This is a genomic window from Cohnella baijiui (genome assembly GCF_020731285.1).
Classification (GTDB): domain Bacteria; phylum Bacillota; class Bacilli; order Paenibacillales; family Paenibacillaceae; genus Cohnella.
Window position 1 is genome coordinate 24,522 of sequence record NZ_JAJFOW010000053.1, and the last position, 12,503, is coordinate 37,024.

At 61.4% G+C, this 12,503-nt stretch carries 12 protein-coding genes and 5 tRNA genes; 14 read left to right on the forward strand and 3 right to left on the reverse strand.

The genetic code is table 11. From position 1 onward, the window contains the following. Positions 1 to 25: 25 nt before the first annotated feature. From LKX83_RS28995 to LKX83_RS29025, 7 genes are all read left to right on the forward strand, one after another. Positions 26 to 1,162, forward strand: a complete 1,137-nt coding sequence (locus LKX83_RS28995; protein WP_227886329.1) for a LolA family protein — start codon at positions 26 to 28, stop codon at positions 1,160 to 1,162. A gap of 290 nt (positions 1,163 to 1,452) precedes the next feature. After that, positions 1,453 to 2,634, forward strand: a complete 1,182-nt coding sequence (alr, locus tag LKX83_RS29000) for an alanine racemase (protein WP_227886330.1) — start codon at positions 1,453 to 1,455, stop codon at positions 2,632 to 2,634. 153 nt (positions 2,635 to 2,787) lie between these two features. Beyond that, positions 2,788 to 3,069 carry a CopG family ribbon-helix-helix protein gene (locus LKX83_RS29005; protein ID WP_227886331.1) on the forward strand — a complete coding sequence of 94 codons (282 nt, stop codon included), beginning with the start codon at positions 2,788 to 2,790 and terminating at the stop codon, positions 3,067 to 3,069. A gap of 3 nt (positions 3,070 to 3,072) precedes the next feature. After that, positions 3,073 to 3,423 carry a type II toxin-antitoxin system PemK/MazF family toxin gene (locus tag LKX83_RS29010; RefSeq protein WP_227886332.1) on the forward strand — a complete coding sequence of 117 codons (351 nt, stop codon included), beginning with the start codon at positions 3,073 to 3,075 and terminating at the stop codon, positions 3,421 to 3,423. Positions 3,424 to 3,568: 145 nt separating this feature from the next. Continuing rightward, positions 3,569 to 4,732, forward strand: a complete 1,164-nt coding sequence (locus LKX83_RS29015; RefSeq protein ID WP_227886333.1) for a YhgE/Pip domain-containing protein — start codon at positions 3,569 to 3,571, stop codon at positions 4,730 to 4,732. Between the two features lie 73 nt (positions 4,733 to 4,805). Next, a complete protein-coding gene (locus LKX83_RS29020) occupies positions 4,806 to 5,420 on the forward strand; it encodes a TetR/AcrR family transcriptional regulator (RefSeq protein WP_227886334.1) in 615 nt (204 codons plus the stop codon). A 143-nt stretch (positions 5,421 to 5,563) separates the two neighbouring features. Continuing rightward, the gene (locus tag LKX83_RS29025) at positions 5,564 to 7,753 is read left to right on the forward strand and encodes a Tex family protein (protein ID WP_227886335.1); all 2,190 of its coding nucleotides are present in this window, start codon (positions 5,564 to 5,566) and stop codon (positions 7,751 to 7,753) included. Positions 7,754 to 7,903: 150 nt separating this feature from the next. Here the strand turns inward: LKX83_RS29025 and cmpA are convergent, their stop codons facing one another. Then, positions 7,904 to 8,047 carry a cortex morphogenetic protein CmpA gene (cmpA, locus tag LKX83_RS29030; protein WP_227886336.1) on the reverse strand — a complete coding sequence of 48 codons (144 nt, stop codon included), beginning with the start codon at positions 8,045 to 8,047 and terminating at the stop codon, positions 7,904 to 7,906. 117 nt (positions 8,048 to 8,164) lie between these two features. Then, positions 8,165 to 8,521, reverse strand: a complete 357-nt coding sequence (locus tag LKX83_RS29035; RefSeq protein ID WP_227886337.1) for a hydrolase/acyltransferase — start codon at positions 8,519 to 8,521, stop codon at positions 8,165 to 8,167. A 121-nt stretch (positions 8,522 to 8,642) separates the two neighbouring features. Between LKX83_RS29035 and LKX83_RS29040 the strand changes: the two genes are divergently transcribed. The 3 genes from LKX83_RS29040 to LKX83_RS29050 all read left to right on the forward strand — a co-directional run bounded on the left by LKX83_RS29040 (position 8,643) and on the right by LKX83_RS29050 (position 9,425). Further along, positions 8,643 to 9,149: a SprT family protein gene (locus LKX83_RS29040; RefSeq protein ID WP_227886338.1), complete on the forward strand. Its 507-nt coding sequence runs from the start codon at positions 8,643 to 8,645 to the stop codon at positions 9,147 to 9,149. A gap of 108 nt (positions 9,150 to 9,257) precedes the next feature. Next, positions 9,258 to 9,333 (forward strand) — tRNA-Asn (locus LKX83_RS29045). Position 9,334: 1 nt separating this feature from the next. Beyond that, positions 9,335 to 9,425: transfer RNA gene (locus tag LKX83_RS29050), tRNA-Ser, on the forward strand. Between the two features lie 509 nt (positions 9,426 to 9,934). Here the strand turns inward: LKX83_RS29050 and corA are convergent. After that, the gene (gene corA / locus LKX83_RS29055; RefSeq protein WP_227886341.1) at positions 9,935 to 10,867 is read right to left on the reverse strand and encodes a magnesium/cobalt transporter CorA; all 933 of its coding nucleotides are present in this window, start codon (positions 10,865 to 10,867) and stop codon (positions 9,935 to 9,937) included. A 158-nt stretch (positions 10,868 to 11,025) separates the two neighbouring features. Between corA and LKX83_RS29060 the strand changes: the two genes are divergently transcribed. From LKX83_RS29060 to LKX83_RS29075, 4 genes are all read left to right on the forward strand, one after another. Next, a tRNA-Glu gene (locus LKX83_RS29060) sits at positions 11,026 to 11,100 on the forward strand. An 8-nt stretch (positions 11,101 to 11,108) separates the two neighbouring features. Continuing rightward, positions 11,109 to 11,184, forward strand: a tRNA-Lys gene (locus LKX83_RS29065). A gap of 51 nt (positions 11,185 to 11,235) precedes the next feature. After that, a tRNA-Leu gene (locus LKX83_RS29070) sits at positions 11,236 to 11,321 on the forward strand. Between the two features lie 214 nt (positions 11,322 to 11,535). Then, entirely contained in the window at positions 11,536 to 12,402 is an 867-nt protein-coding gene (locus tag LKX83_RS29075; protein ID WP_227886339.1) for an SDR family oxidoreductase, read from the forward strand. Positions 12,403 to 12,503: the final 101 nt, after the last annotated feature.

Consider the following 12,503-nt stretch of genomic DNA (forward strand, 5'->3'; position numbering starts at 1 on the left):
CCAATCGCAGAGGGGTTGATCGCAAATGCGTCGCAGGCTCCCATGGATCTTAGCCGTCACTTTGCTCCTCACCGCCGTCCTGTCCGGATGCGGAGGCAGCAAAAACGCGGATTCGATCGTGAAGGATCTGAACAAAGTGTCCGACAAGATGGAAAGCTACCAAGGCACCGGCAAAATGACGCTGCATACCGGGCAGCAGCCGCAGACGTACAAGGTCGAGGTATGGTACCAAAAGCCGAATTTCTATCGGATCGCGCTGACGAGCGAGAGCCGCGACATCACCCAAATCGTATTGCGCAACGACGACGGCGTTTTCGTCCTGACCCCCAGCTTGAACAAGAGCTACCGCTTCCAGAGCGATTGGCCGGAAAACCAGGGCCAAGTGTACCTCTACCAAACGCTGCTGCGCAGCATCGCGGTCGACAACTCGCGGCAGTTCGTCAAAGAGAAGGACGCCTACGTCTTCGACGTGCTGGCGGGCAATTATCATAACGGCTCGTTCGCCCGCCAGAAGATCTGGCTGAACAAGCAGGATTACGCGCCGCAAAAAGTGGAAGTGACGGACGCGAACGCCAACGTCATGGTCGACGTCGTGTTCGACAGCTTCCAGTTCGGCAAAAAGTTCGAAAAGTCGGCGTTCGATATGCAGCAAAACATGGCCTCCTCGAACGGTCAGACGACCGGCGATACGACGGGCGACCAGGGAGCCGCGGACGGCGCCCAGGCCGATCCGGGCGCAACGGCGACGGATCCGACCGCCGCGAAGCCCGAGGGCCAAACCGGCGGCAAGGACAGCGCGGCATCGGCCGGCGCGGGCGACTTCGGCGGCATCGAGCCGGCACACGAGCTGCTGCCGCAGGGCGTCGAGCTGCGCGACTCGCAGGAGGTGTCGCTGGCCGACGGCAGCCAAGGCGTCATGTACCGCTACACCGGCGCTTACGACTTCTCCCTCGTGGAGACGAAGTCCAAGGATCGCACGGTATCGGCCAACGTCGGCTACATCCTCGACCTCGGCTTCACCCTGGGTCTGGTGTCCGGCGAAGAGACCCAATCGCTCGCCTGGACGTACGACGGCGTCGATTACCGCCTGACGACGGTCGACCTGCCGGAGTCAGAGATGATCAAGGTCGCCCAGGCCCTCGTGGACCAATCCGGCAAGTAAATCCCTTCCTTTGGCAAAAGAGCCGGTCGACGGACCGGCTCTTGCGCTGCGAGGGGAGCCCGCGCGGGCTTCAAACGAACGGATTCTCGCCCGCCATTGTCGGGATCGCGTATTCTGACCGAATGGGATCTCCTGGCTGAAATGCGGGCCGATCCCGTCCGAATGGGAGCTCCAGAATAAGGCAATGGCTTGCCGGCGGGCGTTTCGTTGACAGTACCGCACGCACCCGGTAACATAGCCTTATTAGGTTTAACTTGGGGTTTGAACGCAGTAAAAGGGTGGCGGGTGTCTTGAATAGCTATTACCGGCCGACGGTGGCCGAGATTTCCCTTGATGCGATGTCGCGCAATATTCGCGCGTTCCGGCGGCGGCTGGATCCGGGGGCGAAGCTGCTCGCGTCCGTGAAGGCGAACGCCTACGGACACGGAGCGGTGTGGACGTCGCGATGCGCGGCAGAAGCGGGAGCGGACTACCTCGGCGTGGCGTTCCTGGACGAGGCGCTGCAGATCAGGCAGGGAGGCGTGACGACGCCGATTCTCGTGCTGGGCTACGTGCCGGCCGAGGGCCTGCCGGTCGCAAGGGAACAGGGCGTCACGGTGACGTTGTACCGCGAAGACCAACTCGATGCGATCGAGGGACTGCCCGAACGCGGTCCCAAGTTGAAGGCGCACGTGAAGATCGACACCGGCATGGGTCGGCTCGGTCTGCTGCCGGGTCCCGCGGCGGAGCGGTTTCTAGAGCGCGCCTGCCGACTGCCGCAGCTCGAGGTGGAGGGCATGTTCACGCACTTCGCGCGCGCGGACGAGGCCGACAAGGAGTACTCCCTGATGCAGGTCGAGCGGTTCGCGGCCATGGTCGACTACGTCGCGAAGCACGGGATGCCGCCTGCGATCATCCATGCCGGCAACAGCGCGGCGGGCATCGATCTGCCGGGGCACGTCGGCGGCATGCTGAGGCTTGGCATCAGCCTGTACGGACTTTACCCGAGCGACGAGGTTCGCCGGGACGAGATCGCTCTGGAGCCGGTCATGTCGCTGAAGACGCAAATCGTCCACGCCAAGACGCTGGCTGCGGGCGAAGGGATCAGCTACGGAACCAAGTACTTCACGCAACGGACGGAGTCGATCGGCACGCTCCCGATCGGGTACGCGGACGGCTTCAGCCGGATGCTCTCGGGCAAGGCCGAAGCGCTGCTGCGGGGCCGCAGGGTGCCGGTGCTCGGCACGATTTGCATGGACCAGTGCATGATCCGGCTGGACGACGCGATGCGGGACGGGGAAGTCCCGATAGCGCCCGGGGAAGAGGTCGTGCTCTTCGGACGGCAAGGCGACGCCGTCCTGCCGGTGGAGGAACTGGCGGCGAAGCTCGGGACGATCAACTACGAGGTCACCTGCATGATGGCTGCGCGCGTGCCTCGGGCGTATGTGAAAGACGGCGCAGTCATTTCCGTCGTGAATCCGCTCATAGGCTGATAGGGCGGGGGACGCGCAGCGCTTTTTTGCGTCAGGCTTGCAGGAATGCAGGCGGACAGCGCGAATGGTATGGAGAGTCGTATATTTCTCTCCTGGGTCCGCCATACTGGAAAATAGGTTGCGGGCTGGAAAATCTTTGGGGGTGCTTGTTCGGTGGCCAATGTGCACAATACGAAGCGGATTATGATCAGTCTGCCGGATCATCTGCTCAGGGAAGTCGACTTCGTGGTGGCGAAGGAAAATACGAACCGCAGCGAAGTCGTTCGCCAGGCGATGAAGCAGTATCTCGTCGACCGGAAGAAACGGCTGATTCGCGATTCGATGCAGCGCGGTTACTTGGAGATGGCCAAGATCAACCTGAACATAGCCTCGGAGGCGTTTCTGGCGGAGGAAGACGCGGAGAGCACGCTGGGACGATTGGTAAGCGGGGTGTAGCGCTTGATCGTCAAACGCGGGGACGTATTTTACGCAGATCTATCGCCAGTCGTCGGCTCCGAGCAGGGCGGCGTACGCCCCGTGCTGGTGATCCAGAACGATATCGGAAACCGCTTCAGCCCTACGGTCATCGTAGCGGCCATTACCGCTCAAATCCAAAAAGCCAAGCTCCCGACGCACGTGGAAATCGACGCCAAGCTGCACGGCATGGAACGGGATTCGGTCGTGCTGCTCGAGCAGATCCGCACGATCGATAAACAGCGGCTCACGGACAAGATCACGCATCTCGAAGAGGAAATGATGCGCAAGGTGGATGACGCGCTGCTCATCAGCGTAGGCTTGATCGATTTTTAACCCGAGACGGCAAACCGTGAAGACGGTGGGCTGTCTTATTTTTTTGTCCGCGGGCAAAAAAATTTGACAGAGGGGCTTGTCATACGCTAACTTAAACAAGTGATTTAAACAATTGTTTAAAATAGAGAGTGGAGGGAACAGAGAAATGAACCATACGCTACAACTGTTTTTGAAGCGGCCGACGACCTGGATCGGAATCGCGACCGCGCTGATGTTCCAGCTGATCTTCTCGGTCGTCTGGATGACCGGCTACAACGGCGTGAACGACCGGATTCACAATTTGAAGGTCGGCATCGTAAACGAAGACCCGGAATTCGGGGCGAAGATCGCTCAGCAGCTGCAGGAGACGCTGCCGGTCCGGACAGAGACGTTCGGCACCGAAGCGGAGGCGCAGCGGAAGCTGAACGACCGGGAACTGCAGATGGTCATTCATATCCCCGCGACGTTTACGGCGGACGCGAGCGCGGCCGACAAGACGGCTACGATCGCCTACACGCTCAATGAATCCAATTCGGCGCTGATCAAGAGCATGATGACGTCCGTCTCCGCTCAGGTGACGGCATCCGTGAACAAGGTCGCGGCCGGCCAGAGCATCCAGCAGGCGCTCGCGCAGGCGAATCTCCCTGCGGACCAGGCCGCCGCCGCCGCGGCCGCCCTGTCGGAGCGGGTCTCGGGCAAGGTGACGTCGGTCAATCCGATCGACGGCATGAACAACCAGATGGTGCCGATGATGCTCGTGCTCGCCTCGTTCGTCGGCGCGATGATCATGGGCATGAACCTGGAGCAGTCGTCGATGGCCGCGGCCGCGGCCGGCGCGGGCCGCTGGCGCCGGTTCGGCGCGCGGGCGCTGATCAACGTCGCGGCAGCGGTGTTCGTCTCGCTCGTCGGCAGCACGATGGTGCTGGCGCTCGGCGGCCAGTCGGTGCACGGGTTCGCGGCGCTGTGGGGCATGCTTTTCCTCATCCTGCTGACCTTTATGTTCGTGACGCAGATGTTTTTGCTTCTGTTCGGCCTGGGCGGAATGCTCTTCAATATTTTGCTCCTGTCGGCCCAACTGGTGTCCTCCGGCGCCATGGTGCCGCGCGAGCTGCTCTCCGGTTTTTATCTGAACCTGGGCAAGGCGCTGCCCGCGACGTATGCGGTCGAAGGCGGCATGAACGTGCTCTTCGGCGGGCCGGGCGTCGGCCACGCGGCGGGCGCATTGCTCGCGATCGCAGCCGTCGCCGTCGCAGTAGGCGCGCTGGCGGTTACCTTGAAGCCGCAGCGCCGCCCGCAAGCCGCCGCCGTCCCGACGCCGGCCGCCGGTTAACCTCGGCTTGCTTCCGGGTTCCAGGGTGGTCCATAATAGGAACATATCCCCCCGCAACAGGATGGAGGCACAGATGGAAACGACCGAACAGGACGTGAAAAGGCGCCTTCTCTTGGCCGCGAAAAAGCTGTTTGCCCGTCAAGGCTACGACGCGACGACGATCCGGCAGATTTGCGAGGAAGCCGGGGCCAACGTGGCGCTCGTCTCGTATCACTTCGGCGGGAAGGAACGGATCTTCGAGGCGATCCTCGAAACCTTTTTCCCGTTCGACCGCATCCAGCGCCAGTTCGCGAAGGTGAGGGACCCGGTCGAGGGCATGCGGCTCGTCATTCGGGAAGTCACCCTCTACCGGTCCGGAGATCCCGAGCTCGTGCAGCTCATCATGAACGAATCGTCCCACGATTCGCCGCGTACGGAGGCGATCCGGAAGTATCTGATTCCGGTCTGGTCGCGGATGCGCGAATTGCTGGAGCAGGGCAGGCGGGAGGGCGTGTTCCGTTTCCGCTCGCTCGACAGCACGTTCTTGTATATTTGGGGCGGACTGTTGTTTCACCGGGAATTTCATTTGTTCGATCCGATCCTGGCCGAGGCGCCGTCGTCCTTGGAGCAGCTGACCCAGGATTTGACCGATTTCGTGCTGGGCGCGCTGCAATGCGGGACCGGCAGCGGCGGCGCTGCCTCGGGATGATGCGGCAGGACGCTTCCCTTCGGGGAAGCGTCTCTTTGGCGTTGGGAGGCCCCGCTATCCGCCAAGCGCGGGGGAAGAGCAAAGCAAGGCCGAACGCGGCTATCGAGGCCGCGTTGCCCGATTGATGAGGAGGAAGCTGGATAATGAGTGAAGCCGCGAAAACGGAAGAGAGAGCGGGCGAGGAACGGATGATCGCGCAGATCGCCGCCGAGCTGGGGCTGAAAGCCGGCCAGGTGCGCACGGTGGCCGGACTGCTCGACGAAGGCAACACGATCCCCTTTATCGCCCGGTATCGGAAGGAGATGACGGGCGAGCTCGACGAGAATCAGTTGCGCGCGATCGAGGAGCGGCGCGGTTACCTGAAGCAGCTGGAGCTTCGCAAGGACGAGGTCGTGCGGCTCATCGACGAGCAGGGCAAGCTGACGCCGGAGCTCGAAGGCGCAATCCGCAGAGCCGTCAAGCTGCAGGAGGTCGAGGATCTGTATCGGCCGTACCGGCAAAAGCGCAAGACGCGGGCCAGCGTCGCCAAGGAGCGGGGGCTGGAGCCGCTCGCGCAGTGGCTGCTGTCGCAGCCCCGGCAGGGCGATCTGTTCGCCGAAGCGGCCAAATACGTCGATGAGGAGAAAGGCGTTCCGACGGCGGAGGACGCCGTTCAGGGCGCCATGGATATCGTCGCGGAGGGCATCGCGGACGATGCGGACATCCGCAAGTGGGTTCGCCGGTTCACCTGGGATCACGGCATCCTGACGAGCAAGGCGAAGCAAGCGGACGCGGAGAGCGTCTACGAGATGTACTATCAATACAGCGAGCCGGTGAAGCGGCTGCCGCCGCATCGCGTGCTGGCCATCAACCGCGGCGAACGGGAAGACGTGCTGAGCGTCGGGCTCGACGTACCGTCGGACCGCGTCGTCGCCGAGCTGCACCGTCGCGTCATCCGCGGGGCGTCGCCCGCGCGGGACGCTCTTGCCGCTGCAGCGGAGGACGCCTACAAGCGGCTCGTCGCTCCCTCGATCGAGCGGGAGCTGCGGGGCGAGCTGACTGAAAAGGCAGAAGAGCACGCAATCGGCATCTTCTCCGAAAATCTCCGCAATCTGCTGCTCCAGCCGCCGGTCAAAGGACGCGTCGTCCTCGGCGTCGACCCAGCTTACCGTACGGGCTGCAAGCTCGCCGTCGTAGACGACACGGGCAAGCTGCTGGAGGTGGCGGTGTCCTATCCGACGCCTCCGCACAACAAAAAAGCCGAGGCCGAGGCGCTGTTCCGTCGCTTGATCGGGCAGTACGGCGTGTCGCTCATCGTTGTCGGCAACGGCACGGCGTCGCGGGAGACGGAGCAGTTCGTCGTCGGCGTCATCAAGGGAATGCCCGAGCGCGGCCTGCAGTACCTCATCGTGAACGAGGCCGGCGCCAGCGTCTACTCCGCTTCCAAGCTCGCGCAGGAGGAGTTCCCCGATCTGGACGTCGCGGAGCGGAGCGCGGTGTCGATCGCGCGCCGGCTGCAGGACCCGCTGGCCGAGCTCGTGAAGATCGAGCCGAAGGCGATCGGCGTCGGGCAGTACCAGCACGACGTCACGCAGAAGCGGCTCGAGGAAAGCTTGGGCGGCGTCGTCGAATCGGCCGTCAACCATGTCGGCGTGGACGTCAACACCGCTTCCCCTTCGCTGTTGTCCTATGTCTCGGGCATCAATGCGACGCTGGCGAAAAACATCGTCAAGATGCGCGAGGAAAACGGCAAGTTCGCGGATCGCAAGCAGCTGCAAAAGGTGCCCCGCCTCGGGGCGAAGGCATTCGAGCAGTGCGCGGGCTTCCTGCGCATCACCGACGGCCGCAACCCGCTCGACCGCACGCCGATTCATCCCGAATCGTACGAAGTCGTCGACCGGCTGTTCCGCGAGCTTCGGCTGGAGTTGGCCGCGATCGGGTCCGAGGAGCTGAAGGAGCGGCTGCGGGAGATTCGGACCGAAGAGGTGGCCGTCAGTCTGGGCGTAGGCGTGCCGACGCTGCGGGACATTCTGGACAGCCTGCAGCGGCCGGGCCGCGACCCGCGGGACGAGCTGCCGCCGCCGATTTTCCATACGGACGTGCTGGATATCGAAGACCTGCAGCCGGGCATGGAACTGGCGGGAACGGTGCGCAACGTCGTGGACTTCGGAGCGTTCGTCGACATCGGCATCAAAAACGACGGGCTCGTCCACATTTCCCAGCTTAGCAATCGGTTCGTCAAGCATCCGACGGAGGTCGTCGCCGTAGGGGATACGGTGAAGGTGTGGGTGCTCGGCGTCGACACGAAAAAAGGCCGCGTCAGTCTGACGATGAAGGGCCCGGCCGAGGCGTAAACGGGCGAGCGATGCGATAGATGACCCGTCCCTTTCCGGGATAGGCGAAAAAGCCGCCTAGCGGCAAGCTTTGGCTTGCCTTCGGCGGCTTTTCGCGCGCAGGGCCGCGGGAAGGCGGCCTGCCGATGTATATCGAAGGAAATCGGGATGTCAAGGCTGCGAGCGGGGCACGATCGTCCCCTCTGCAGACGATTGACGCTGGTAGAAAAACCAGCAGTCGTTCAGCATTTTGATCTGCCGGCGGTCTTTCTTGAGGTATGCCCTCATCAGCTGGTTGCACAGCCATTGCGGCATTGCTGTCGTCCTCCTCCCATCGCGTGCTGTAGTATTAACATATGGGAGTGGGCGAATGACCGTGCAGGTCCGACAAAAGTTGCGCGAAAGCCTACCGCTTGCTGCAAACGAGGCGCGTTAAATCAGGTCTTCTTCCTCGTACCACTGCTCCAGCTGCGCCTGAAGCGCGCGGATCTCCGTGAGCAGCGAGACGAGCGGGTACGCGCTTTCGCGGATCGCGGCGAAGGCGCGCTCCAATTCGTTGATGTAGTCCATGCCGCTGACGGCGCTCAGCGACTCGTCCAGCAGCTCGAGCTCGCCGATCTCGGCGATCGCCTTCGGCAGCTCCGGCACGTTGTCGGCTGTCAGCTTGGACAGCTCCTTGTGCAGCCGCAGGTTCAGCGCGCTCAGCTGGTACGCGTGGGTGGCGGGCATCTCCACGAACAGCAGGCTGCCGTCCGGACGCTGCAACAGAATAGAGGTCATTTTCGGCATATCGAATAAGGGCTCCCCTCGGGCAAATTCTACTTGACAGTGTAGCCCAAGCGGAGGCTACAATTCAAGTAGGACAAGCGTTCTGCGGCGCGGTTCCGGACAGCGGAGGGAGGCATACGAAATGGAGGACCGCGAGCTTCAAGCTTGGGTGGAGCGGGTATCGCTGCAATGGTTCGGCAGGCCGTTCCGGCACAAAGCGGTGTTTAACGCACGTTTGCGGACGACAGGCGGGCGATACTTTACGAAGAGCCACCATATCGAAATCAGTCCGCATCAACTGAGCTTCAACGGTCCGGAAGAGACCGAGCGGATCATCAAGCACGAGCTTTGCCACTATCATCTGCACCTGCTCGGACGGGGTTACCGGCATCGCGATCCCGAGTTCAAGGCGCTGCTCGCCCAGGTCGGCGCGACGCTCTACTGCCAGTCGCTGCCGGGCGCCAAGCGCACCCTGCCGGTGAAGTATCTGCTCGTCTGCCGGGCTTGCGGGATGACGTATCCGCGCAAGCGCAAAACCGACCCCCGCAAGTATGCCTGCGGCCGCTGCCGGGGCAAGCTAAAGCTCGAGGCCGCCGCGCCGGAGCCGGGCAGCGAAGGGGTCGGAACGCCCGCCGCGACGCCTTCATGAGGGCGAGTGGAACGGCGGGAGGTTGGGAATAAAAAACTGCAGGCAAAAGGCTTGACTTCAACAAGGAAGCATGATAAATTAATCAATGTCACTTTTGAAGTACGACATTCCCTGATAGCTCAGTCGGTAGAGCACTCGACTGTTAATCGAGTTGTCACAGGTTCGAGTCCTGTTCGGGGAGCCATGGAGAGATACCCAAGTGGCTCAAGGGGACCCTCTGCTAAGGGGTTAGACTGCGCAAGTGGTGCGAGGGTTCGAATCCCTCTCTCTCCGCCACCACGGTGACATGAGGAAGGACTGCCAATGGCAGTCCTTTTTGAGTTGTACAAGGCGATGTGCGGGCGGGATGCAGTCGGGACATAGGAGTCTGGGTGAAAAGGCTACAGGGCGAAAGCGTCTCGGAGACAGTCGAGAGTGCCGCACATCTTGTTGTCGGGGAGCCACTAGGCCGGGAGTTAGTCGATATTTCCGCACATCTCGGAGCCGAGGACGCCGCTTCGCCGGAAGATAATCGATTTTTCCGCACATCTCGGTGTCGGGGAGCCACTTGGCCGGGAGATAATCGATTTTTCCGCACATCTCGGTGCCGAGGACGCTACTTGGCCGAGAGTTAATCGATTTTTCCGCATATCTCGGTGTCGGGAACGCCGCTTCGCCGGAAGATAATCGATTTTTCCGCACATCTCGATACCAAGAACGCCAAATCACCGGAGTTAGCCGATATTTCGGCACATCTGCCCTCCTAACCCCGCTCCCCGCCAGAACACCGCAGAGGTGCCCGCGTATCAAAGCCACTTTTTCCGCTTATAATACCACCACAGTCCGCCGGCGACCAGGAGCATGACGACCCAGACCATGGCGTAGCCGTACTTCCACTGCAGCTCCGGCATGATGCGGAAGTTCATCCCGTACAGGCCGACGAGAAAGGTGAGCGGCAGGAAGATGGAGCTGACGATGGTGAGCGTCTTCATGATTTCGTTCATGCGGTCGGACTTCATATTAAGCTGCAGCTCGAGCAGGCCGGTTAACGATTCGCGAAACGCGTCGATCGAGTCCAGCACGCGCGAGATATGGTCGTACAGGTCGACGAAGTAGACGTCCGCCTCTTGGCGGGTGTAAGGGAACTGCTGATGGGTCAGTTGGGCTAGCGCGGCCTTCTCGTCGGCCAGGATGCGGCGGATCGTGTGGAGCCGGCGCTTCAGCCGGAAGACGTCGCCCGCGATGCGCACGTTCGGATTGCGGAAAAGGGCACGCTCGTGGCCGTCGATCAGGTTCTCCACCTTGTCGGTCACGTCCGCGTAGTCGTCCACGCAGCGGTCGAGCAGGCGGTACAGGATCGCGCCGGAAAATTCCATGAACCGCGGAGCGGCGTGCTTGAAGTCGGCGACCGCCTGCGTCAGCGACTCCACCTCTTGATGGGTGACCGTGATGACGTAGTTCGGTCCGATGACGTGCTCGATCTCGATCGTGGACAGGTCTTTGTTGGCTTGGAAAAACGTGAGCAGCAGATGCTTTTCGTAGCGGTCCAGCTTCGGACGCTGGTTCAGCTTCACGCAATCTTCGACGATCAGGGGATGGCAGTGGAACGTATCCGTCAGGATGCGCTCGATCTCCTCCGGCGTCGCGGAGACGAGGGAAACCCAGGCAACTTCCCCTTCGTTCGGCAGCCGGATCGGCGACTCCTGAACGGTCTTGGAATCGGTATCGTACAGCAGCATGTAAGGCACGAAATGGCCGCCTCCTTTTGCCCTTAGCATAGCATATTTTGTTTCGAAAAAAAGTTGGGCGAAAGGCTTGCCAAATTGGAATGCGTGTTATATAATCATTTTTGTCGTCTGAAAGGGCCAGCCGTGAACGAACGGTCCGAGATTGATGCGGCCCGTTGGTCAAGGGGTTAAGACACCTCCCTTTCACGGAGGTAACAGGGGTTCGAATCCCCTACGGGTCACCACTTATTAAGAGCCATTAGCTCAGTTGGTAGAGCACCTGACTTTTAATCAGGGTGTCGTAGGTTCGAGTCCTACATGGCTCACCAGTAATTGATTCGGCCATCCTCAAGCCGAGTCGGGGTACAATTTCATAGTATGCGGTCGTGGCGGAATGGCAGACGCACTAGCTTGAGGGGCTAGCGGTAGCAATACCGTGGAGGTTCGAGTCCTCTCGACCGCACCATACTTAACACGCAATCCTTGGAGATGATCCAAGGATTTTTTTATTTTTTCCGGACCCTGCATGAAGGGTTGACTTTTTGCGTTCCAGTAACTAATATTGTTACAGCAAGGTAGACGATCGTCATTAGCCAAAGTTCTTGCTGACGATCTCATCGCGAATCATATCGATACCAAGCCTGAAGAAAGCTTCGGGCGGGAAATAGGAGGAGTTAACGATGAAACTGCTTGTGACAGGTGCGACAGGAAAGCTGGGAGCGCTCATCGTCGAGACGCTGCTGGCCACGGTGCCGGCTCGGCATTTGGCCGTCAGCGTGCGAAGCCCGGAGAAGGCGGAAAGCCTTCGGTCCCGCGGCGTCGACGTGCGGGAGGGAGACTTTGACCGGCCGGAAACGCTCGATCGGGCGTTCGAGGGCATCGACCGACTGCTAATCGTGTCTACGGACGGGGATAACGAGACGCGCATCCGCCAGCACGGTGTCGCAGTAGCGGCGGCTCAGCGCGCGAACGTCGGCTTCATCGCGTATACGAGCCTTGTCAACGCGGGCGAAAATCCGATCTTCCTGGCGCCGGTGCACCGCGCGACGGAGGAAGCCATTCGAAGATCGGGCATTCCGTATGCCTTTCTCCGCAACAACTGGTACCTGGAAAACGAGACCGGCACCGTGCAAGCCGTCCTCGGAGGCGCGCCTTGGCTGACGTCGGCGGGTGCGGGCAAAGTCGGCTGGGCGACCCGCCGCGACTACGCGGAAGCGGCGGCGGCCGTGCTGGCCGGCGAGAGCCGCGAGAGTGCCGCGTATGAGCTATCCGGTTCCCTGTTGACGCAGGAGGAGCTGGCGGCGAAGCTGTCGGGCATTCTGGGCCGGGAAGTGCCCGTCCAACAAGTGGACGACGCGACGTACGCCGGCATAATGAGCAGTGCAGGCGTGCCCGATCCGGTAGTTCCGATCCTCGTCGGCATCCAGAGCGCGATCCGGGAAGGCGCCCTGGAGGTCGAGAGCGGGGATCTGGAACGGCTGTTGGGACGTGCGCCTACGCCGATCGAAGAGGGTCTCCGTCAAATCGTTGAAGAATTGCAGTCCTAACCCCCGAAGAAAGACCAAAGCGACGCTCGTCGCTTGGTCTTTTTTCTAGTACGCCCAGCATGGGCGTCATCTCTACGGTGAAAGTCCGGAATGGGGGCTGG

What these genes read in the sequence shown, in the direction of transcription:
- LKX83_RS28995 (WP_227886329.1), top strand. Translation starts at nt 26, where the DNA reads ATGCGTCGCAGGCTCCCATGGATCTTAGCCGTCACTTTGCTCCTCACC.
- LKX83_RS29015 (WP_227886333.1), top strand. Translation starts at nt 3,569, where the DNA reads ATGAACCATACGCTACAACTGTTTTTGAAGCGGCCGACGACCTGGATC.
- LKX83_RS29020 (WP_227886334.1), top strand. Translation starts at nt 4,806, where the DNA reads ATGGAAACGACCGAACAGGACGTGAAAAGGCGCCTTCTCTTGGCCGCG.
- LKX83_RS29025 (WP_227886335.1), top strand. Translation starts at nt 5,564, where the DNA reads ATGAGTGAAGCCGCGAAAACGGAAGAGAGAGCGGGCGAGGAACGGATG.
- cmpA (WP_227886336.1), bottom strand. Translation starts at nt 8,047, where the DNA reads ATGCCGCAATGGCTGTGCAACCAGCTGATGAGGGCATACCTCAAGAAA.
- LKX83_RS29035 (WP_227886337.1), bottom strand. Translation starts at nt 8,521, where the DNA reads ATGCCGAAAATGACCTCTATTCTGTTGCAGCGTCCGGACGGCAGCCTG.
- LKX83_RS29040 (WP_227886338.1), top strand. Translation starts at nt 8,643, where the DNA reads ATGGAGGACCGCGAGCTTCAAGCTTGGGTGGAGCGGGTATCGCTGCAA.
- corA (WP_227886341.1), bottom strand. Translation starts at nt 10,867, where the DNA reads ATGCTGCTGTACGATACCGATTCCAAGACCGTTCAGGAGTCGCCGATC.
- LKX83_RS29075 (WP_227886339.1), top strand. Translation starts at nt 11,536, where the DNA reads ATGAAACTGCTTGTGACAGGTGCGACAGGAAAGCTGGGAGCGCTCATC.